Consider the following 18,781-nt stretch of genomic DNA (forward strand, 5'->3'; position numbering starts at 1 on the left):
GTTTTATCTGCGATTTTTACTATCTCAATAGTAAATCCGGATGTTGCTGGAACAGTTCTGCTACCTTCGCCAAAATAATGGGTAGTTGGGACTGTAATTCCTCCTCCATTAAAATATTTCCAAGCAAAGCGTACACCTACTCCAGGAACATCAGTTGTGTAAACTTTCTGAAAGCCTGGAGCTAGCCCATAGTCTTTGGTTATTCGAAATGAAACACTGCCGCCGCCGCTTTTGCAGGTGAAAGGAGTTTGGTGGGGAATAAATGGGTTGTCGGATTTTTTGTACAGAATATCTCCAACTTTTGAAGTTAGTGGGATATTTAATTTTCCAATATCCAGCATTGCTGTTTTCAGAGTCCATTGCGGTAGCGCATAACAAGCCGCATTGGCCCCTGAAGATGCGCCGAATATGAAAAGTCCAATGCTCAGTATTTTTGAATATTTGGCGATAAAACTGCTCATTTGGGATGCCTTGATATTATGTAAATTTTATTCAATTGAATGATGTTGATCCTTGGAGGATTTAAGTATTGAGTTTGGCGAAAGAGTCAATGGCACTGTCCGCTTAGTTCGCGAATCGGTCTTGGGCTTTCATCCTTGGGCAATTGGTAAGGTATCGTGCACTGATCTTTCTCATTTCGACTCCACATCACCCGCAGGTTGCCTTTTTCACTTGCACCGGTCACGAAGGCCTGTCCGTCTGGACCGACAATGCCAACTTCCTGCCCGAGTTCATTCTCGATCTTCGATCCGAACGGCAACGGCGAGCCGTCCTTGTTTGTCAGTGTCATCATCAGGCGATAGCCGACCGATGTAGCGAACTTGGCCTTCACCACGGCGCCTCGGGTCGGTACGACGTCCAGAGCCGCATTCTTGACTTCTACCTCGTCGCCCAAATCGCCGGTCAGCAGCGCCAGGCGGTTGACTCGGTATGGACTCAGGTTGGGAATCACGGCGTCACCGGATTTGTCGGTACGCACGCCAGGGCGGATCTCGAAGCCGACGTCATTGGCCTTGGGGGCCTGGGCCAGTGCGATGGTTTCACCCAGGGGCTGGGAAAGAGTCAGTCCCTCGCCATGTACCAGCACGCCTCCGGCCATGCCTATGGTGGTCTGGCCGTAGCCACGGCCTTGCGAGCGTCCAAGGTCAAGCCGGCCAATGGACGACAGGTAGCTCATGTTCGCGCTACTGCTGGTGCCCGACTGATTCGAGTCGTCGCCCGTCACGTTGTAGGTCAGGCGGTTGTCGTCGAGGGCCGAACCGTACACGCTCGCCTGCTGGACAAGCTGGTCGTTGTTGTCCTTCATCACCATGTACTGCGCGCTGGAACGTGTATCGCCCAGTGGAAGGGACAGCGTCAGCATGAGCTGGCGATTGGAGGCAGCGTCCAGGTGGGTGCTGTGGTTATAGAACAGGTTGAAGCTCAGCTTCTGGTAGGAACCGGAGTAACCGACCTGGACCAGGCGATCCCTGGAGTTGCTGTTCCAATAGCTCTGCTGGCGAGCCGAGGTGTGAAGCGTTCCCCATTTGCCCAGCGATTGCGCCAGTTCAAAACGCAATTCGTTGCGACGGTTGTTGAAGAGTCGCCCATCCAGCACATCCTGCATCTGAACCGCTTCCTGGAGCGTCCGGTAATCACTGGTGGAGTATCGATAGCCGGCAACGCGGAAGTTGGTATTGGTCTTCTCGAACGTCTTGGCGTACAGAAAACGCAACGACTGGCCGTTGAACGTTTGATCATCTCGGTCAGTGGTGCGGGCATGGGAGATGTCGAACGAGAGCGCGCCGAAACTGCGCAGGTTCTTACCTACCCCGGACAATGCGGATTGATATTTATCCGCGAGGATGGTCCCACCGTAAATCGAGAAGTCCTGTGCCAGGCCGCGCGCGAGAGTGCCCTGCACCAGCGTCGGGCGTTCCTTGCCTCGCGATGAGCCATAGCCACTACGATACTGGCCAGCTGTGGCGCTGTAGCGCCAGGAGCCTTCGCGCAGCAGCGTCGGCACGGCGGAAAACGCTTGTGCATAACGCGTTTCGCGCCCATCGGATTCGGTGATGATGACTTCGAGATCTCCACTCGACGAAGTAGGGTAGAGGTCGTCCAGTACGAAAGGTCCGGGGGCGACATAGGTGCTGTAGATGAGATAGCCGTTCTGGCGTACTTCTACCCGCGCGTTGGTTTGTGCCACGCCTCGGATGGTGGGTGCGTATCCTTGTTGGCTGTCCGGGAGCATCGCGTCATCGGAACTCAGTTGTACGCCGCGAAACTGCACGCTATCGAAGAAGTTACCCGGCGTATTGCCGTCGCCAATGACCAACTGGCCGCGAATCGATGCAATATCGCGCTGCAAGTAGGTATTGATGGCCTGCCAGCGACCTTGCCCATCCATGCTGCGGTTGTAGGTCGAGAAATGCCGGAAGCGCCAGTCATCGATATTGAAACCGCCGCGAAAACCACCGAAGTAGGTATCACGCTCCAATCTGTTGGGCGCAGTCGTGCTATCGAAAACGTTCTGCTGCACGGGGCTGGCGGTATTCCCGCGCAGGTTATTACCGTCGTAGCGCGAGAAGCTGAGTTGATAGTCGAGCATGGCTGCGTTGATGCCCTTGTCCCAGCGATCCGGGCTGATGGCGCCACGTGCGGAGCGCTTGAGTGCCGCCTGCGGGATGCCCAGGAAAAGACGCTGGTTGCCGGCGTCGTAACTTACAGTGGCTTGTGCGATCGCTTTGCCCAGATCAATACAGGTATCGGCCGGCGTGGTCGCCATTGCCGGGAAAGCGGTCATATTTACGCCCCAGCCCTCGAGCAGGGGACGCGTCAAGCAAGGTTTAGCGTCCTGTGCATCGTCCTCCTGCTTGATGAAGCGCACTTCGTTTTGTCCGATGCTACTGTCGTTGAGTATCGCGTCTACCCTGTAGGTACCCGGCAAAACGCGGTTGCCAAACGAGAACACCGACAGGTCGGCACTTGGCTGGTCGCCACCGATGCTGAGGAATTGCTCGTTGAATACAGTACCCGCCTGACTCTTGCCGAATGCACCTTGACTGGCCATCGCGAATACGAAGGCACACAGCGGTAATCCCACTGCGCGTGCGGAAGTAGGGTTGAAAGAAGAGGTCACTGTCATGACCCTGCGAGCCATCATTGCTTAACGGTCAGCGTTGTGACCGGCTCGATAGGTAAGACGATCGGATTGACTGCAACGGGTACTGTCGCCCGTTCTTCTAGTGTCTCCCCTCCGTAGTCATTGATTGTGGTGAATCTGACATCGATACTTTTTTGTATCTGTACTGCATTCAATGAATAAATGGATTCTCCCTTGGGAGGAACCATCTGCGCGTTGATTTCCTGTTGGCCCTGATTGATCTTCAAGCTGGTGAATGTGACGTGGTAGGGTGTTGGGTTTTCTATCTTCAACACTGAGTTTGCGTTGTTCTTCCCTGGTATGACTGCCCACTTCAATTTATGACGTGATTCTGTAGGCTTGCCTTCCAGGTCTGATGGCCGATAGAACAACTTGATGCGTGTGCGCATTGCAATTTGAAGAACGTTGTCTTCCTTTGCTTTTTCTGGAATCTCCTTGACGTTCAACCAGAATACGGACTCTCTATCGGTTGGCAGATTATTGGAGATTCGCATGATGCGTAGAATGTTCTCCATTCCTGGATCCAGGCGCGACAACGGAGGGGTGACCACGAACGGAGTCTTGGTCTTTCCCTCGCCGGCATCGACCCATGCCTGTATCACATAGGGGGCTCGACCAGCGTTCTTTACCGGAATGGATGCTTCTCGATCCTGCTCGCCTAGAATCACTCGTGTACCACCAAGGGTCACACTCGCGAAAACAGGTGCTGCTGCAAAAACTACTAAGCCGGCACCGAATAAAAGTTTATTGGCCAATCTCAAGCCATTCTTCTTCAGCATGAATCTATCCCGATAATTGCTGGCCGCCAAACACGCTTCATCGCAGGAGTTAAAACTCCTGGGTTCCTATATATGAACTTGTTAAAGGCGGTCTGGCGAAAGTATGTACTTATTAATGCGCACAAAAATCGCCCAGCCGTCTGCGAGACAACTGGGCGAATTCAGTATTACTTGTAGTTCACTGTGAACTGAGCAGTCGCGTTACCTGTACCGGCTGTTACTTTGTCGGCAGTGGAAACATAGACCGCTTGGAACTTCAGGGGGTTGTCACCCTGGACCAGGGTGTATTGGGCCGATTCGGAACCTACCGGGATTTTGGTACCAGCGGAGTCACCGAGTTCTATCGCTACACCGGTGGCTGATCCGCCTGACATTTCATTCGCGCCGATGCGCAGGTTGTCCGATACGGTCGTATCGGTGGTGCCGTTAAAGGTCAATGTCGCCCCTTTGGCGCTTGCGCCACAATTCAGTAGCTCGATGCTGAAGCGTGCTGGTGTGGCTTTCTTGCCGGCACCGCCATCCAGGGTCGCACGTGAAACCTTGCCTAGCGGAACAGTCAAGACTTGGCTGTTGGGAGAGATCGAACAAGGGGTATCGACGATTTCTCCAAAGAAGTTGATCGTCCCATCGGCAGCGAGTGCTGCCTGGGACATGAGAGCGATGACGGCTGTAGCGGAAAGCTTGGTGATAATGAGTTTTTTCATTTTATTCTCGAAGAATTAAAAATTGTTTAGGGTAGTGAGTACTGTCGTTTTATGTGTCTAGAAAGTGACCTCTCTTGTGTTAGTCCTAGTGGCATTTATTTCGAATCTTTGGGGTAGGGTTGAGTTGGGGTTTTATTAGTTGAAGGGGGCTGGCGCATTGGGTGCGGTGAAGGATCGAGAATTTATTGTTCGGACGATATAGGACAAGTATTCTGCCTTGAGTGGGATTTTTCCTCAGGCACCATCAGAGCGACTGATATCAAGTAAATCTTGCGTTGTGATAGTTAAGTGTTTGCGCGCTGAGTTTCGCGGGGCTACTAGTCATTGCTGATTTTGGCTGAACTTGTGGGCGTTTCACGACTGAGGTGAATCAGGCAGTTCTCAAGCATAAGCCTTATGCCGAGGCCATTTATTTTTTAATTTCTAGGCGAGGGTTCTCGAACAGGATGTCGAGCAGCCAATATTGTTGAGTTTGAGTGTGTCGGTGTTCGTGAAGTTTAGGATGTTAAACTTTTGCAATTAAGTTTTTCAGTAAGTAGGGAGCTACAGTATTTGCCGATCTGGGCGGACTGTTCGTGTTATTGGAAAAAGTAATTGTTCGTGCGGGAGTTAAATACTTTGATATGTGTTTGCAGATTTTACTTTGAGTTCCAATTATCACTTGTCGAGATCGCTTAATCTCGGATGTGGGGCCACGAAATGGCCGGGGGGCGACCTTGCGCACATTTGCAGCAAATTTTGCCTTTCGGATTTTCGTCAAGCATGGCTGCGATGGACAGATTCCTCCCTCGGCAGTGAGGGTTGAGACGGCTACAAGGTCTGGATAAAATTTGTACAGCCAGATTGATTTGATTCTCAATTTCATTTAATAATGAAAATCATTATTTAATGAGCCCAGGTCATGAGTTCTGCCTTGCACGAGCAGCCTTACCTTGAAAGCTGGCGCTGGATGAGCCGCCAGATCCGTTGCGCACTGGACCCGGACGAACCCCGTCTGATCGAGCATTACCTGGCCGAGGGGCGATACCTGGCCTGTTGCACGGCCACATCCGCCTGGACCGTTGCCGAAACCTCCTTCCGTTTGTTGATCGATACCGCGACCGATACCGCGTTGCCCTGGCACTGGCGCAGCTTGTGCCTGGACCAGGCGTGGCGACCTCTGCGCGATATGGAGCGGTTGTCGTTGTGCAAGTGCCGGCTCAAGCGCTGGCAAAGCCATGCCTGGCGACTGGCGACCTGTTCGCTGTTGCCTTCCATTCCCCTGATTGAACTGGTGCAAGGATTTCCCGATGAGTAATACCCGTATCGAACGCGACAGCATGGGCGAGTTGCAGGTTCCGGAGCAGGCGTTGTATGGCGCGCAGACCCAGCGTGCGGTGGATAACTTTCCTATCAGCGGGCAGCGCATGCCGCGGGCTTTCATCCGGGCGCTGATCCTGGCCAAGGCCGCGGCGGCCAGGGCCAACGTCGAGCTGGGCCAGATCAGCCAGTCCCAGGGCAAGGCCATCGTCGATGCCGCCCAGGGGCTGCTGGAAGGTGACTTCATGCAGCACTTCCCGGTGGATGTGTTCCAGACCGGTTCCGGTACCAGTTCCAACATGAATGCCAACGAAGTGCTGGCGACCCTGGCCAGCCGGTTGCTGGGCGAGGGGGTCAACCCCAATGACCATGTGAACTGTGGCCAGAGCAGCAACGACATCATTCCCACCACCATCCATGTCAGTGCCGCCCTGACCTTGCACGAGCAACTGTTGCCGGCCTTGGTGCACCTGGTCGAGGTCATCGAGCGCAAGGCGTTGGAGGTGCACTCGTTCGTCAAGACCGGCCGCACCCACCTGATGGATGCCATGCCGGTACGCATGAGCCAGGTGCTGGAGGGGTGGGCGCAGCAGCTCAAGGCCAACATCGCGCATCTGCAGGATTTATTGCCGAGCCTGCAGGCCCTGGCCCAGGGCGGCACCGCCGTAGGTACGGGGATCAACGCGCATCCGGAGTTCGCCGCGCGTTTCAGCCGGCAGTTGAGCGAGCTGACCCAGGTGCAGTTCACCCCGGGCAAGAACCTGTTCGCCCTGATCGGCTCCCAGGACACCGCGGTAACCGTCTCCGGGCAACTGAAGGCAACGGCGGTTTCGCTGATGAAGATCGCCAACGACTTGCGCTGGATGAACTCGGGACCACTGGCCGGGTTGGGGGAAATCGAGCTGGAGGGCTTGCAACCTGGTTCGTCGATCATGCCTGGCAAGGTCAATCCGGTGATTCCGGAGGCGACGGCGATGGTGGCGGCCCAGGTGATCGGCAACGACAGCGCCATTACCGTGGCCGGGCAGTCGGGCAACTTCGAGCTCAACGTGATGCTGCCGATCATTGCCCAGAACCTGCTGAGCAGTATCGAGTTGCTGGCCAACTCCAGCCGCCTGCTGGCAGACAAGGCTATCGCCAGCTTCAAGGTCAATGAAGCGAAGCTCAAGGAAGCGCTCTCGCGCAACCCGATCCTGGTGACCGCCCTCAATCCGATCATCGGTTACCAGAAGGCCGCGCAGATCGCCAAGACCGCCTACAAGCAGGGGCGTCCGGTGATCGATGTGGCACTTGAGCACACCGATTTGTCGCGTAGCCAGCTGGAGATCCTGCTGGACCCGGAGAAACTCACCGCAGGCGGCGTGTAATCCCCGATAGCGCTTTGGAGGCCGATCATGGAGCACTGGAAACGCACGATTGAAAGGGCCAATCGCCTGTTCATGCAGGACGAGCTGGTGGATGCCCGTGAGTTCTACCTGCAAGCGCTGGCATTGGCCCAGGTGCTGTTCGAGCGCTGGCCTGATGCCGACGAAGCGGTGGCGGCCTGCGTGATCTCCCACCACAACCTGGCGGACCTGCATTTACGCCTGAATCAGCCGCAGGAGAGCGCGGAGTATCTTTGCGCTATCCACCAGCGCTTGTTGCAGGCCATGCAGGACAACCGCTTGCCCCTGGCGTTGCGTGAAGCGGCCCTGCGCCAAAGCAGCAAGACCTACCTCGAGCTGCTCAATTTCATCGGTGAGCACGGTGCATATCCCCGTTCCCATCGCTTGCTGGACAACAACGTCGCGCGGCTGTCACCAGGCAGCCCGCTATTCGACAGCCCCTCTTATGGAGTGCACTGATATGTCCTTTACCTTGCCTGCCTTGCCTTATGCCTACGACGCCCTGGAACCGCATATCGATGCGCAAACCATGGAGATCCACTACACCAAGCACCACCAGACCTACATCAATAACCTCAATGCCGCGGTAGAAGGCACTGAATGGGCCGAGTGGGAGGTGGAGAGGCTGGTGGCCAGCATCCAGCAGTTGCCGGAAGGGTTGCGCGCCGCGGTAATCAACCAGGGAGGCGGCCACGCCAACCATTCGCTCTTCTGGGCGGTGATGACGCCTGCTGGCGGAGGCAAGCCTGATGGTGCGCTGGCGCAGGCCATCGATCGGCACCTGGGTGGTTTCGAGAGCTTCAAGGAGGCTTTCACCAAGGCCGCGCTGACCCGTTTCGGCAGCGGCTGGGCCTGGCTCTGCGTGACCCCGGAGAAAACCCTGGTGGTGGAAAGCAGCGGTAACCAGGACAGCCCGCTGATGAATGGCAACACACCGATTCTCGGCCTGGACGTCTGGGAGCACGCCTACTATTTGCGCTACCAGAATCGCCGGCCCGAATACATCAATGCCTTCTACAACGTGATCAATTGGCCCGAAGTTGCCCAGCGTTACCACGCCGCGATGGCCTGATTTTTCCTTGGATAACAAATAAGGCCGACTATGGGCACGGAGATATTGGCGATCAGCAGCGGACGGATGTTTCGTTATGCCTTCGGTTCGCTGCTGCTGTTGGCGGGTACCGCATTGCTGGTGGCTCAGGGACTGAACTGGCTGGCCCTGGAGCCACGCTTGTTACGTGCCCTGCAGGGGGGCTCGATCTGCGCCCTTGGCACAGCCCTGGGAGCGGTGCCGGTGCTGGTGATCCGCAAGATGCCAATCGCGGTGGGCGATACGCTGCTCGGCTTCGGCGCCGGGGTGATGCTGGCGGCGACGGCGTTTTCGCTGATCGTGCCGGGCATCGCCGCGGCCCAGGACCTGGGGTTGTCGGCCTGGGGCGCCAGTGGCCTGGTCTGCGCCGGGATCATGCTGGGCGCTCTCGGCCTGTTCCTGATGGACCTCAAGATTTCCGGCGGCGGTTCGCAGACCCTGGTGGGCACGCCGGAGCATCCGGTCATTGCACCGCGGATCTGGTTATTCGTCTTCGCCATCATGGCCCACAACATTCCAGAAGGCATGGCGGTCGGAGTGTCGGCCGGCGGCGGCATGGCCGACGCGGATAGCCTGGCCATGGGTATCGCGCTGCAGGATGTGCCGGAAGGGCTGGTAATCGCTCTGGTGTTGGCAGGAGCTGGAATGTCGCGGGTCAGGGCGTTCCTGATCGGCGCTGCTTCTGGCCTGGTGGAGCCAGTCTTCGCCCTGCTTTGTGCCTGGCTGGTGAGCCTGGCACAGGTACTGTTGCCCTTGGGGTTGGCCCTGGCGGCCGGAGCCATGCTGTTGGTGGTGACTCATGAGGTGATCCCCGAGTCCCGGCGCAATGGTCACGAAAGGCTTGCCAATCTTGGCTTGTGTATCGGTTTTTGCCTGATGATGGTAATGGACACGGCACTCTCTTGAGTGCCGGATGGGTAATGCCCGGGCGGGCTTACTCGCCTTCGTCGAAGTAGTTGTTGATCAAGGCGACCAGAGCATCCAGCGCTTCCTGTTCCTGTTCGCCCTCGGTCTTGAGGTGAATCTTGGTGCCCTTGCCGGCGGCGAGCATCATCATGGCCATGATGCTCTTGCCGTCGACCATGGATTCCGGCGTCCGGCCGGCGCGGATCTGGCAGGGAAACTGGCCGGCGACGCCGACGAACTTGGCTGAGGCGCGGGCATGCAGGCCCAGTTTGTTGATGATCTCGATTTCCAGAGCTGGCATCGCGGGATAGATCCTTTCAGCTAAGGTCGCGGTGGCGAACCTGGACGTTCTTCAGGGATTTTTGCAGGACCTGGCCCAGGCGCTCGGTCAGGTACACGGAACGATGGTGTCCACCGGTGCAGCCAATGGCGATGGTCACGTAGGCGCGATTGCTGGCGGCGAAGCGTGGCAACCACTTGAGCAGGTAGCTGGATATGTCCTGGAACATCTCTTCGACATCCGGTTGCGCAGCCAGGTATTGGGCCACGGGAGCATCCAGTCCGGACTGGGCGCGCAGTTCGGGTTTCCAGTATGGATTGGGCAGGCAACGCACATCGAACACCAGGTCGGCGTCCACCGGCATGCCACGCTTGAACCCGAAAGACTCCACCAGGAAGGCGGTGCCTGGCTCGGGCTGGTTCAACAGCCGCAGCTTGATGGTATCCCGCAGCTGATAGAGGTTGAGGTTGGTGGTGTTGACCTTGAGGTCGGCCAGGTCGACGATCGGTCCCAATAGCTGGGTCTCGTCATGGATGGCCTCGGCCAGCGAGCGGTTGGCGCTGCTCAATGGATGGCGCCGGCGGGTTTCCGAGAACCGCTTGAGCAGGGTTTCCTCGTCGGCGTCCAGGTACAGCACATCGCACTGTATGTGCCGGCTGCGTACTTCTTCCAGTAATTCCGGAAAACGCGACAGGTGGCTTGGCAGGTTGCGGGCGTCGATGGACACCGCCACCAGTGGCTGCGCCAACTCGGTATGGATCAATGCACGTTCGGCCAGCTCGGGCAACAGGCCGGCGGGCAGGTTGTCGATGCAGTAATAGCCATGATCCTCCAGAACATCGAGGGCCGTGCTTTTACCTGAGCCGGAACGGCCGCTGACGATGATCAAACGCATGGTTACCGACCGTTCTGTTCGTCCAGCACGACCTGGTACAAGGCTTCGTTGCTGGTGGCGCTGCGCAGCCGGTCACGAACTTCCTTGCGATCGAGCATGCTGGCGATCTGCCGGAGCAGTTCCAGGTGCGCATCGGTGGCGGCCTCCGGGACCAGCAGTACGAACAGCAGGTCCACGGGGGCGCCGTCGATGGCATCGAAGTCGATCGGGGCGTCCAGGTGCATCAGCGCGCTGATGGGGGACTCGCAGCCTTTGAGGCGGCAATGAGGAATAGCGATGCCGTTGCCGAACCCGGTGGAGCCGAGTTTCTCGCGGGCGATCAGGCTCTCGAAAACGTCCTGCATTTCCAGATCAGGCACTTCACGGCTGATCAGGTTGGCAATTTGTTCGAGGGCGCGTTTTTTACTGCCGCCCGGCACGTTCACCAGGGAACGGCCGGGGGTCAGGATGCTTTCAAGTCGGATCATGGGAGGGGAGTATCAGCGACCCGTGCCTTGGAGAAGGTGGAGTTGCTTTTCCTTATGCTTTTTCAGTTGGCGGTCAAGCTTGTCCGTGAGCAGGTCGATTGCGGCATACATATCGTCATGTTCTGCATTGGCGACGACCTCCCCACCGTGGATGTGCAGGGTCGCTTCGATTTTCTGCTTCAGCTTCTCGACGGCCATGGTGACCTGCACATTGGTGATCTTGTCGAAATGGCGTTCCAGTCGGTCGAGTTTCTCGCCGATGTAGGCGCGCAGGGGTTCGGTCACTTCGAGTTGGTGTCCACTGATGTTGACTTGCATACAGCTTCTCCTTCGTTGCCAGTGCATAACGCGGCAGGCCGTTTTGCCTGCCACCTAGACTGTGTCTGAAACCAGCCTGCACAGCGATCGGGCTACCTTGCCCGATCATCGCTCGGCGGGCCTTCAAACACACTCCGAAACGCTTTGGCCAGCCCGGCGGCTACATCAACCGCTTGCGTTCGCTGGAAGGCGCGATCCCAAGGGATTCGCGGTACTTGGCGACGGTCCTGCGGGCTACCTGAATGCCTTGTGCCTCCAGTAAACCAGCGATCTTGCTGTCACTCAACGGCTTTTTCTGATTTTCCGCGGCCACCAGTTTCTTGATGATCGCGCGGATTGCCGTGGACGAGCATTCACCGCCTTCGGAGGTGCTGACGTGGCTCGAGAAAAAGTATTTCAGCTCATATATGCCCCGTGGGGTATGCATGAATTTCTGCGTGGTCACCCGGGAAATCGTCGATTCATGCATACCCACCGCTTCGGCGATGTCATGCAGGACCAGGGGCTTCATCGCTTCGTCGCCGTATTCCAGGAAGCCGCGTTGGTGCTCGACGATCTGGGTGGCGACCTTCATCAGGGTTTCGTTGCGGCTTTGCAGGCTCTTGATGAACCAGCGGGCCTCCTGCAACTGGTTGCGCATGAAGGTGTTGTCGGCGCTGGTATCGGCGCGGCGCACGAACCCTGCGTACTGGGCGTTGACCCGCAGGCGTGGCACGGATTCCTGGTTCAGCTCCACCAGCCAGCGTTCGTTGTCCTTGCGCACGATGACGTCCGGGACCACGTACTCGGCTTCGCTGGACTCGATCTGCGAACCCGGGCGTGGGTTGAGGCTCTGCACCAGCTCGATGACCTGGCGCAGTTCGTCTTCCTTGAGCTTCATGCGGCGCATCAGTTGGCTGTAGTCGCGGCTGCCCAGCAGGTCGATGTAGTCGCTGACCAGACGCTGCGCCTCGGCCAGCCAAGGGGTTTTCGCCGGCAGCTGGCGCAATTGCAGCAGCAGGCATTCGCCCAGGCTGCGGGCACCGATGCCGGCTGGCTCGAACTGCTGGATGCGATGCAACACGGCCTCGACTTCGTCCAGTTCGATATCCAGTTCGGGGTCGAAGGCTTCGAGAATCTCTTCCAGGGTTTCGTCCAGGTAGCCCTGGTTGTTGATGCAGTCGATCAGGGTCACCGCGATCAGGCGGTCGGTGTCGGACATGGGGGCCAGGTTCAGCTGCCAGAGCAAGTGGCTCTGCAAGCTCTCGCCAGCCGAGGTGCGGGTGGTGAAGTCCCACTCGTCATCATCGCTGCTGGGCAGGCTGCTGGCGCTGGTCTGGTACACATCTTCCCAGGCGGTATCCACCGGCAGCTCGTTGGGGATACGTTCGTTCCATTCACCGTCCTCGAGGCTGTCCACCGTCTGGGTGGTTTCCTGGTAGGAGGGTTCCTGGATCTCGGTGTTGGGTTTGGATTCGGTGTTGTCGGCCAGGGGGTCGCTGTTGTCGAAGTCGTCGCCCTCTTCCTGGCGTTCGAGCATCGGGTTGGACTCCAGGGCTTCCTGGATTTCCTGTTGCAGGTCCAGGGTCGACAGTTGGAGCAGGCGGATGGCCTGTTGCAGCTGCGGTGTCATCGTCAGCTGCTGGCCCATTCTCAGGACTAGCGATGGTTTCATGGCAGGGGCTTAACACCTTAATTGCCGGCGCACATGCGCCATCCACTACAGGGCGCCGGAGCGCCAAACATAAGCAAATTATATGCCTGAAACTGAAGTGTTTGCCTAGAGCGCTGTAACAATAAAGTTTGTGGGGTTTTATCGTTCCCAGCGCCCAGGCAATGGGTCCTGCACCTCAGCCCTTACAGGCGGAACTCATGGCCCAGGTAGACTTCCTTGACCAGTTCGTTGGCCAGGATGGTCTGGGAGTCGCCTTCGGCGATCAGTTGCCCGTCATTGACGATATAGGCGGTTTCACAGATGTCCAGGGTTTCGCGGACGTTGTGGTCGGTGATCAGCACGCCGATCCCCTTGGCCTTGAGGTGATGGATGATCTGCTTGATGTCGCCGACCGAGATCGGGTCCACGCCTGCGAAAGGTTCGTCCAGCAGGATGAACTTGGGGGCGGTGGCCAGGGCCCGGGCGATTTCCACGCGGCGGCGCTCGCCACCGGACAGGCTCATGCCGAGGTTGTCGCGGATGTGGTTGATGTGGAATTCCTGTAGCAGGCTTTCCAGCTCCTGGCGACGGCCAGCCTTGTCCAGTTCCTTGCGGGTCTCGAGGATGGCCATGATGTTGTCGGCCACCGACAGCTTGCGGAAGATCGAGGCTTCCTGGGGCAGGTAGCCGATACCGGCGCGGGCGCGGCCGTGCATCGGCTGGTGGCTGACGTCCAGGTCGTCGATCAGGACCCGGCCCTGGTCGGCCTGGACCAGGCCCACGATCATGTAGAAGCAGGTAGTCTTGCCGGCACCGTTGGGGCCAAGCAGGCCGACGATCTGGCCGCTGTCGATCGACAGGCTGACATCACGCACGACCTGGCGGCTCTTGTAGCTCTTGGCCAAGTGCTGGGCTTTGAGAGTTGCCATTACTGGGCCTTTTGCTCGTCGGTTTTCTTTTTCGGCTGGATGACCATGTCGATCCGCGGACGTGGCGCGGTAACCGAGCTGCCGTTGGCGCGGCCGGCGTTGGCCACTTGCTTGACGGTGTCGTAGACGATCTTCTCGCCTTCGGTGGTGTTGCCATCGTTGATGACCTTGGCCTTGTCGATCAGCACGATGCGGTTCTGCTGGGCATGGTACTGGATGGTCACGGCGTAGGCCTGGACCGGCTTCGGATCGGTTTGCTTCTGCAATTGCTCGAAGTAGGCCAGGTTGCCCACCGAGGTGACCACGTCGATTTCACCGGTCTTGGCTCGGGTGATGGTCACGGTATTACCGGTGATCTTCATCGAACCCTGGGTGATGATCACGTCGCCCTTGTAGGTGGCCACGCCATTCTTGTCGTCGAGCTGGGCGTCATCGGCCTGGATGCGGATCGGCTGTTGGCTATCGTTCGGCAGAGCCCAGGCGCTCACGCTTCCCAGTGCTGCGCCCAGACTGAGCAAAATAGGGAGGGTTTTAACGAGCCTCATACTGTCCTCTTACGTTCGATAGCAGGTTCATCCTGCCGTCTTTCAAATACGCTTTCATTCCCTTGGCCGTGGTCACGCCGTCGGCGCCGTCGATTCTAACGGCTTGCTCGGTCTGCGCATATTGCTTCTGCGGGAATACTGTCATGCGGCTGGTGGTGATCAGCAGGTTGCGATTTCTCTCGTCGGTGCGGGCCACCCGGACCGAATCGATCAGCTCGACTTCGGTGCCATCGGGGTTGACCTCGCCACGCTCGCTCTGGACATGCCACGGGTAGGTAGTGCCTCGATACATCTGCAGGTCCGGCTTGGTCATCAGGGTCACTTCGCTGGCCTTGATGTGCTCGACCTTGTCCGAGGTCATCTCGTACTGGAGCTTGCCATCGGGGAGGTACTGCACGCTGTGGGCGTTGATCACGAAATAATCGATGGCGCTTTCGTCGACCTGCACCACAGGCTTGTCGAGAAACCGTTCCGGGCTGATGTTCCAGTAACCGACCGCCGCGAACAGCAGGGCGATGGTCCCGAAGATCAGGATGTTGCGAATTTTTTTGCTCAGCATCGGCGGGGCGCTATAAAGAAGCAGCGTTGGCTGCTTCGAGGCGGTCCTGGGCATGCAGGATCAGCTCGCAAAACTCGCGGGCCGCACCTTCGCCGCCCCGCGCCGTGGTAATGCCATGGGCATGCTCGCGGACGAACGGGGCCGCGTTGGCGACCGCCATGCCCAGGCCGACGCGGCGGATCACCGGCAGGTCGGGCAGGTCATCGCCCAGATAGGCGACCTGTTCATAGCTTAGGCCCAGTTGGGCGAGAAGTTCGTCCAATACCACCAGTTTATCTTCGCGGCCCTGATACAGGTGGGGAATCCCCAGGTTCTTGGCCCGGCGCTCCACTACTGGCGTCTTGCGACCGCTGATGATGGCCGTTTGCACTCCAGCTGCCATGAGCATCTTGATGCCCTGGCCATCAAGGGTGTTGAAGGTCTTGAATTCGCTGCCATCCTCGAGGAAGTACAGGCGCCCGTCGGTCAGTACGCCGTCGACGTCGAAGACCGCCAGCTTGATGTGCTTGCCGCGTTGCAGCAGGTCGTCGTTCATTTACATCACTCCCGCGCGCAGCAGGTCGGACAGGTTGAAGGCGCCAATCGGTCGGTCCTCGTCATCCACCACGATCAGGGCGTTGATTCGATTGTCTTCCATGATCTTCAAGGCTTCGGCTGCCAGCATTTCGGCGCGTGCCGTCTTGCCGCGCAGGGTCATGACTTCATCGATGACGGTGCGATGGATATCGATGTTGCGGTCCAGGGTGCGGCGCAAGTCGCCGTCGGTGAAGATTCCGGCCAGGCGCCCATCGGCCTCGACGATAGCGGTCATGCCCAGGCCCTTGCGGCTCATCTCCATCAGGGCATCCTTGAGCAGGGTGCCGCGCTGGACCTGCGGCAGCTGTGCGCCGGCGTGCATGATGTTCTCGACCTTCAGCAGCAGGCGGCGGCCCAGTGCTCCGCCTGGATGGGAGAAGGCGAAGTCTTCGGCGGTGAAGCCGCGGGCTTCCAGTAGCGCCACGGCCAGGGCATCGCCCATGACCAGGGCCGCGGTGGTGGACGAAGTTGGTGCCAGGTTCAGCGGGCAGGCTTCATGTTCGATATGGGCGTTGAGGTTGACGTCGGCGGCCTTGGCCAGCGGCGAATCAGGGTTGCCGGTGATACTGATCAGCTGGATGCCCAGGCGTTTGATCAGTGGCAGCAGGGTCACGATTTCATGGGTGGAGCCTGAGTTGGAAAGGGCGAGGATCACATCGTCGCGAGTGATCATGCCCATGTCGCCATGGCTGGCTTCGGCCGGGTGAACGAAGAAGGCCGTGGTTCCGGTGCTGGCCAGGGTGGCGGCGATCTTGTTGCCGATGTGCCCGGACTTGCCCATGCCGACCACTACTACTCGACCTTTGCTGGCCAGAATCATCTCGCAAGCACGTACGAAATCTGCATCGATATGGGGCAGCAAGCTCTCTACTGCCTGGATTTCGAGGCGGATTGTGCGTTGTGCCGATTGAATCAGGTCGCTGGATTGACTCATGTCTGAAATCGTATAGCCCGATGAAAAGGCGGCGATTATAGCGGTAATGATCGAATCCCTCACGCAAGTTCGTCAGCCTTTGTCTACTTGCGCAGGGAAACCGGCGATTTTGCCTGTCCTATACCTGAACGGTCATGGCTTCGGCCTTGGGGGCTCTGCACCAGCAGTGATATAGTTCGCCGCCAGTTCGGCCTGCCCAGGGGCACGTGCTTTCGAGAGAGAGCCTAGCGTCCGAGTGTTAGGCTGCATCGCAAGGAGTTTAGATGAGTGCCGACAACGCTTACGCGGTCGAGCTGAAGGGCGTTTCCTTCAAGCGCGGTACGCGCAGCATATTCAATGACGTGGATATCCGTATTCCGCGGGGCAAGGTCACCGGCATCATGGGGCCTTCCGGTTGTGGGAAAACTACCCTGTTGCGCTTGATGGGCATGCAGTTGCGGCCCAGCAGTGGCGAGGTCTGGGTCAATGGCCAGAACCTGCCGGCTCTCTCGCGCAGCGACCTGTTCGATGCGCGCAAGCAGATGGGCGTTCTGTTCCAGAGCGGTGCGCTGTTCACCGACCTGGATGTCTTCGAGAACGTGGCCTTTCCGCTGCGGGTGCATACCCAGCTGCCTGACGAAATGATTCGTGACATTGTCCTGCTCAAGCTGCAGGCGGTGGGGCTGCGTGGGGCCGTCGACCTCATGCCCGACGAGCTTTCAGGCGGCATGAAACGCCGGGTCGCCCTGGCCCGCGCCATCGCCCTGGACCCGCAGATCCTCATGTACGACGAGCCTTTCGTGGGCCAGGACCCGATCGCGATGGGGGTGTTGGTGCGCCTGATTCGGCTGCTCAACGACGCCCTGGGTATCACCAGCATCGTGGTGTCCCATGACCTGGCGGAAACCGCGAGCATCGCCGACTACCTGTATGTAGTGGGTGACGGCCAGGTATTGGGCCAGGGAACTCCCGCCGAGTTGATGGACTCCGACAATCCGCGTATCCGGCAATTCATGAAGGGCGATCCCGACGGCCCGGTACCGTTTCACTTTCCAGCGCCGGACTACCGCGCAGATCTTCTGGGGAAGCGCTGATGCGCAAGATATCGTTAATCGAGAGGATTCGCCTCTTCGGTCGCTCAGGCATCGATGTCCTGGCGGTACTGGGGCGTTCCACCCTGTTCCTGTTCCATGCGCTGCTCGGTCGCGGCAGCATCGGCGGTGGTTTTGGCCTGCTGGTCAAGCAACTGCATTCAGTGGGCGTGATGTCCCTGGTAATCATCGTCGTGTCCGGGATCTTCATCGGCATGGTGCTGGCGTTGCAGGGCTTCAACATCCTTTCCAGCTACGGTTCGGAGCAGGCCGTAGGCCAGATGGTCGCCCTGACCCTGCTGCGCGAGCTGGGGCCGGTAGTCACCGCGCTGTTGTTCGCCGGGCGTGCCGGTTCGGCGTTGACCGCCGAGATCGGCAACATGAAGTCCACCGAGCAGCTCTCCAGCCTGGAGATGATCGGTGTCGACCCGCTCAAGTACATCATCGCCCCGCGCCTGTGGGCCGGTTTCATCTCCTTGCCCCTGCTGGCCATGATCTTCTGCGTGGTGGGTATATGGGGTGGCTCGTGGGTGGCCGTCGACTGGCTGGGAGTCTATGAAGGCTCCTACTGGGCGAACATGCAGAACAGCGTGAACTTCAGCAGCGACGTGCTCAATGGCGTGATCAAGAGCATCGTCTTTGCCTTTGTAGTGACTTGGATCGCCGTATTCCAAGGCTACGACTGTGAGCCCACTTCAGAGGGCATCAGCCGTGCCACCACCAAGACCGTGGTATACGCCTCGCTGGCTGTACTGGGCTTGGACTTTATTCTGACCGCCTTGATGTTTGGAGATTTCTGATGCAAAACCGCACCCTGGAAATCGGTGTCGGCCTTTTCCTGCTGGCCGGCATCCTGGCTTTGCTGTTGCTTGCCCTGCGGGTCAGTGGCTTGTCTCCGACCGCGAGCACCGATACCTATAAACTTTATGCCTACTTCGACAATATCGCCGGTTTGACGGTCAGAGCTAAGGTGACCATGGCCGGGGTGACCATCGGCAAGGTCACGGCAATCGATCTGGACCGCGACAGCTTCACTGGCCGGGTGACGATGCAACTGGAAAAACGCGTGGATAACCTGCCGACCGACTCCACTGCATCTATCCTGACTGCTGGCCTGTTGGGTGAGAAATACATCGGTATCAGCGTGGGTGGGGAAGAAGCCCTGCTCAAGGATGGTGGAACCATCCACGACACCCAGTCGTCGCTGGTATTGGAAGACCTGATCGGTAAATTCCTGCTCAATACCGTTAGCAAAGACGCCAAATGA

Annotated in this window: 22 protein-coding genes; 8 read left to right on the top strand and 14 right to left on the bottom strand. The window is 58.3% G+C overall.

Going from position 1 to position 18,781, the window contains the following annotated elements; all coding sequences use genetic code 11:
- From ACK6AU_RS09550 to ACK6AU_RS09565, 4 genes are all read right to left on the bottom strand, one after another.
- A partial coding sequence (locus ACK6AU_RS09550; RefSeq protein WP_409299015.1) for a hypothetical protein occupies nucleotides 1-461 on the bottom strand: 461 nt, incomplete at its 3' end.
- An 86-nt stretch (nucleotides 462-547) separates the two neighbouring features.
- Nucleotides 548-3,127 (bottom strand): fimbria/pilus outer membrane usher protein, encoded by a 2,580-nt coding sequence (locus tag ACK6AU_RS09555; protein WP_409299017.1) that lies wholly within the window; start codon nucleotides 3,125-3,127, stop codon nucleotides 548-550.
- A gap of 14 nt (nucleotides 3,128-3,141) precedes the next feature.
- Nucleotides 3,142-3,924, bottom strand: a complete 783-nt coding sequence (locus ACK6AU_RS09560) for a molecular chaperone (protein WP_409299019.1) — start codon at nucleotides 3,922-3,924, stop codon at nucleotides 3,142-3,144.
- 167 nt (nucleotides 3,925-4,091) lie between these two features.
- Entirely contained in the window at nucleotides 4,092-4,628 is a 537-nt protein-coding gene (locus ACK6AU_RS09565) for a fimbrial protein (RefSeq protein ID WP_185699128.1), read from the bottom strand.
- A gap of 901 nt (nucleotides 4,629-5,529) precedes the next feature.
- Here ACK6AU_RS09565 and ACK6AU_RS09570 point away from each other — a divergent pair.
- From ACK6AU_RS09570 to ACK6AU_RS09590, 5 genes are read left to right on the top strand one after another with little or no spacing between them, the layout of a single operon-like run.
- Complete coding sequence (locus ACK6AU_RS09570; RefSeq protein WP_409299021.1) at nucleotides 5,530-5,925, top strand: FagA protein; 396 nt, start codon at nucleotides 5,530-5,532, stop codon at nucleotides 5,923-5,925.
- On the top strand, nucleotides 5,918-7,294 hold the full coding sequence (locus tag ACK6AU_RS09575) for a class II fumarate hydratase (protein ID WP_409299023.1): 1,377 nt from the start codon (nucleotides 5,918-5,920) through the stop codon (nucleotides 7,292-7,294). The genes ACK6AU_RS09570 and ACK6AU_RS09575 overlap by 8 nt, the downstream gene beginning before the upstream one ends.
- 27 nt (nucleotides 7,295-7,321) lie before the next feature.
- Nucleotides 7,322-7,771, top strand: coding sequence for a hypothetical protein (locus ACK6AU_RS09580; RefSeq protein WP_185699130.1), 450 nt, complete (start codon nucleotides 7,322-7,324; stop codon nucleotides 7,769-7,771).
- Nucleotide 7,772: 1 nt separating this feature from the next.
- Nucleotides 7,773-8,384: a superoxide dismutase gene (locus tag ACK6AU_RS09585; RefSeq protein WP_409299025.1), complete on the top strand. Its 612-nt coding sequence runs from the start codon at nucleotides 7,773-7,775 to the stop codon at nucleotides 8,382-8,384.
- 30 nt (nucleotides 8,385-8,414) lie between these two features.
- Nucleotides 8,415-9,308, top strand: a complete 894-nt coding sequence (locus ACK6AU_RS09590) for a ZIP family metal transporter (protein ID WP_409299027.1) — start codon at nucleotides 8,415-8,417, stop codon at nucleotides 9,306-9,308.
- Between the two features lie 28 nt (nucleotides 9,309-9,336).
- Here the strand turns inward: ACK6AU_RS09590 and ACK6AU_RS09595 are convergent, their stop codons facing one another.
- The 10 genes from ACK6AU_RS09595 to ACK6AU_RS09640 all read right to left on the bottom strand — a co-directional run bounded on the left by ACK6AU_RS09595 (nucleotide 9,337) and on the right by ACK6AU_RS09640 (nucleotide 16,444).
- Complete coding sequence (locus tag ACK6AU_RS09595; protein ID WP_060837549.1) at nucleotides 9,337-9,609, bottom strand: HPr family phosphocarrier protein; 273 nt, start codon at nucleotides 9,607-9,609, stop codon at nucleotides 9,337-9,339.
- A 16-nt stretch (nucleotides 9,610-9,625) separates the two neighbouring features.
- The gene (rapZ, locus tag ACK6AU_RS09600; protein ID WP_185699133.1) at nucleotides 9,626-10,483 is read right to left on the bottom strand and encodes an RNase adapter RapZ; all 858 of its coding nucleotides are present in this window, start codon (nucleotides 10,481-10,483) and stop codon (nucleotides 9,626-9,628) included.
- Between the two features lie 2 nt (nucleotides 10,484-10,485).
- Nucleotides 10,486-10,950 (bottom strand): PTS IIA-like nitrogen regulatory protein PtsN, encoded by a 465-nt coding sequence (gene ptsN, locus ACK6AU_RS09605; RefSeq protein ID WP_085596311.1) that lies wholly within the window; start codon nucleotides 10,948-10,950, stop codon nucleotides 10,486-10,488.
- A 12-nt stretch (nucleotides 10,951-10,962) separates the two neighbouring features.
- Entirely contained in the window at nucleotides 10,963-11,268 is a 306-nt protein-coding gene (hpf, locus tag ACK6AU_RS09610) for a ribosome hibernation-promoting factor, HPF/YfiA family (RefSeq protein WP_016966642.1), read from the bottom strand.
- Nucleotides 11,269-11,428: 160 nt separating this feature from the next.
- A complete protein-coding gene (locus ACK6AU_RS09615) occupies nucleotides 11,429-12,922 on the bottom strand; it encodes an RNA polymerase factor sigma-54 (protein WP_185699134.1) in 1,494 nt (497 codons plus the stop codon).
- A gap of 182 nt (nucleotides 12,923-13,104) precedes the next feature.
- Nucleotides 13,105-13,830 (bottom strand): LPS export ABC transporter ATP-binding protein, encoded by a 726-nt coding sequence (lptB, locus tag ACK6AU_RS09620; protein ID WP_022642325.1) that lies wholly within the window; start codon nucleotides 13,828-13,830, stop codon nucleotides 13,105-13,107.
- Nucleotides 13,830-14,375, bottom strand: coding sequence for a lipopolysaccharide transport periplasmic protein LptA (gene lptA / locus ACK6AU_RS09625; RefSeq protein WP_053134140.1), 546 nt, complete (start codon nucleotides 14,373-14,375; stop codon nucleotides 13,830-13,832). Before lptA ends, lptB begins: the two co-directional genes overlap by 1 nt.
- Complete coding sequence (gene lptC / locus ACK6AU_RS09630) at nucleotides 14,362-14,934, bottom strand: LPS export ABC transporter periplasmic protein LptC (protein ID WP_185699135.1); 573 nt, start codon at nucleotides 14,932-14,934, stop codon at nucleotides 14,362-14,364. Before lptC ends, lptA begins: the two co-directional genes overlap by 14 nt.
- Nucleotides 14,935-14,944: 10 nt before the next feature.
- Complete coding sequence (locus ACK6AU_RS09635; protein ID WP_409299032.1) at nucleotides 14,945-15,469, bottom strand: KdsC family phosphatase; 525 nt, start codon at nucleotides 15,467-15,469, stop codon at nucleotides 14,945-14,947.
- Nucleotides 15,470-16,444, bottom strand: coding sequence for an SIS domain-containing protein (locus ACK6AU_RS09640; RefSeq protein WP_185699137.1), 975 nt, complete (start codon nucleotides 16,442-16,444; stop codon nucleotides 15,470-15,472).
- 263 nt (nucleotides 16,445-16,707) lie between these two features.
- Between ACK6AU_RS09640 and ACK6AU_RS09645 the strand changes: the two genes are divergently transcribed.
- Genes ACK6AU_RS09645 through mlaD form a run of 3 tightly spaced genes read left to right on the top strand, consistent with a single transcriptional unit; the run spans nucleotide 16,708 to nucleotide 18,781 of the window.
- On the top strand, nucleotides 16,708-17,517 hold the full coding sequence (locus ACK6AU_RS09645; RefSeq protein ID WP_185699138.1) for an ATP-binding cassette domain-containing protein: 810 nt from the start codon (nucleotides 16,708-16,710) through the stop codon (nucleotides 17,515-17,517).
- On the top strand, nucleotides 17,517-18,314 hold the full coding sequence (mlaE, locus tag ACK6AU_RS09650) for a lipid asymmetry maintenance ABC transporter permease subunit MlaE (RefSeq protein WP_022642330.1): 798 nt from the start codon (nucleotides 17,517-17,519) through the stop codon (nucleotides 18,312-18,314). The genes ACK6AU_RS09645 and mlaE overlap by 1 nt, the downstream gene beginning before the upstream one ends.
- Complete coding sequence (gene mlaD, locus ACK6AU_RS09655) at nucleotides 18,314-18,781, top strand: outer membrane lipid asymmetry maintenance protein MlaD (protein ID WP_011059277.1); 468 nt, start codon at nucleotides 18,314-18,316, stop codon at nucleotides 18,779-18,781. The genes mlaE and mlaD overlap by 1 nt, the downstream gene beginning before the upstream one ends.

This window comes from Pseudomonas sp. KCJK8993, assembly GCF_046230915.1.
Taxonomy (GTDB): Bacteria; Pseudomonadota; Gammaproteobacteria; order Pseudomonadales; family Pseudomonadaceae; genus Aquipseudomonas; species Aquipseudomonas piscis.

What these genes read in the sequence shown, in the direction of transcription:
- ACK6AU_RS09555 (WP_409299017.1), bottom strand. Translation starts at nt 3,127, where the DNA reads ATGACAGTGACCTCTTCTTTCAACCCTACTTCCGCACGCGCAGTGGGA.
- ACK6AU_RS09560 (WP_409299019.1), bottom strand. Translation starts at nt 3,924, where the DNA reads ATGCTGAAGAAGAATGGCTTGAGATTGGCCAATAAACTTTTATTCGGT.
- ACK6AU_RS09565 (WP_185699128.1), bottom strand. Translation starts at nt 4,628, where the DNA reads ATGAAAAAACTCATTATCACCAAGCTTTCCGCTACAGCCGTCATCGCT.
- ACK6AU_RS09570 (WP_409299021.1), top strand. Translation starts at nt 5,530, where the DNA reads ATGAGTTCTGCCTTGCACGAGCAGCCTTACCTTGAAAGCTGGCGCTGG.
- ACK6AU_RS09575 (WP_409299023.1), top strand. Translation starts at nt 5,918, where the DNA reads ATGAGTAATACCCGTATCGAACGCGACAGCATGGGCGAGTTGCAGGTT.
- ACK6AU_RS09580 (WP_185699130.1), top strand. Translation starts at nt 7,322, where the DNA reads ATGGAGCACTGGAAACGCACGATTGAAAGGGCCAATCGCCTGTTCATG.
- ACK6AU_RS09585 (WP_409299025.1), top strand. Translation starts at nt 7,773, where the DNA reads ATGTCCTTTACCTTGCCTGCCTTGCCTTATGCCTACGACGCCCTGGAA.
- ACK6AU_RS09590 (WP_409299027.1), top strand. Translation starts at nt 8,415, where the DNA reads ATGGGCACGGAGATATTGGCGATCAGCAGCGGACGGATGTTTCGTTAT.
- ACK6AU_RS09595 (WP_060837549.1), bottom strand. Translation starts at nt 9,609, where the DNA reads ATGCCAGCTCTGGAAATCGAGATCATCAACAAACTGGGCCTGCATGCC.
- rapZ (WP_185699133.1), bottom strand. Translation starts at nt 10,483, where the DNA reads ATGCGTTTGATCATCGTCAGCGGCCGTTCCGGCTCAGGTAAAAGCACG.
- ptsN (WP_085596311.1), bottom strand. Translation starts at nt 10,950, where the DNA reads ATGATCCGACTTGAAAGCATCCTGACCCCCGGCCGTTCCCTGGTGAAC.
- hpf (WP_016966642.1), bottom strand. Translation starts at nt 11,268, where the DNA reads ATGCAAGTCAACATCAGTGGACACCAACTCGAAGTGACCGAACCCCTG.
- ACK6AU_RS09615 (WP_185699134.1), bottom strand. Translation starts at nt 12,922, where the DNA reads ATGAAACCATCGCTAGTCCTGAGAATGGGCCAGCAGCTGACGATGACA.
- lptB (WP_022642325.1), bottom strand. Translation starts at nt 13,830, where the DNA reads ATGGCAACTCTCAAAGCCCAGCACTTGGCCAAGAGCTACAAGAGCCGC.
- lptA (WP_053134140.1), bottom strand. Translation starts at nt 14,375, where the DNA reads ATGAGGCTCGTTAAAACCCTCCCTATTTTGCTCAGTCTGGGCGCAGCA.
- lptC (WP_185699135.1), bottom strand. Translation starts at nt 14,934, where the DNA reads ATGCTGAGCAAAAAAATTCGCAACATCCTGATCTTCGGGACCATCGCC.
- ACK6AU_RS09635 (WP_409299032.1), bottom strand. Translation starts at nt 15,469, where the DNA reads ATGAACGACGACCTGCTGCAACGCGGCAAGCACATCAAGCTGGCGGTC.
- ACK6AU_RS09640 (WP_185699137.1), bottom strand. Translation starts at nt 16,444, where the DNA reads ATGAGTCAATCCAGCGACCTGATTCAATCGGCACAACGCACAATCCGC.
- ACK6AU_RS09645 (WP_185699138.1), top strand. Translation starts at nt 16,708, where the DNA reads ATGAGTGCCGACAACGCTTACGCGGTCGAGCTGAAGGGCGTTTCCTTC.
- mlaE (WP_022642330.1), top strand. Translation starts at nt 17,517, where the DNA reads ATGCGCAAGATATCGTTAATCGAGAGGATTCGCCTCTTCGGTCGCTCA.
- mlaD (WP_011059277.1), top strand. Translation starts at nt 18,314, where the DNA reads ATGCAAAACCGCACCCTGGAAATCGGTGTCGGCCTTTTCCTGCTGGCC.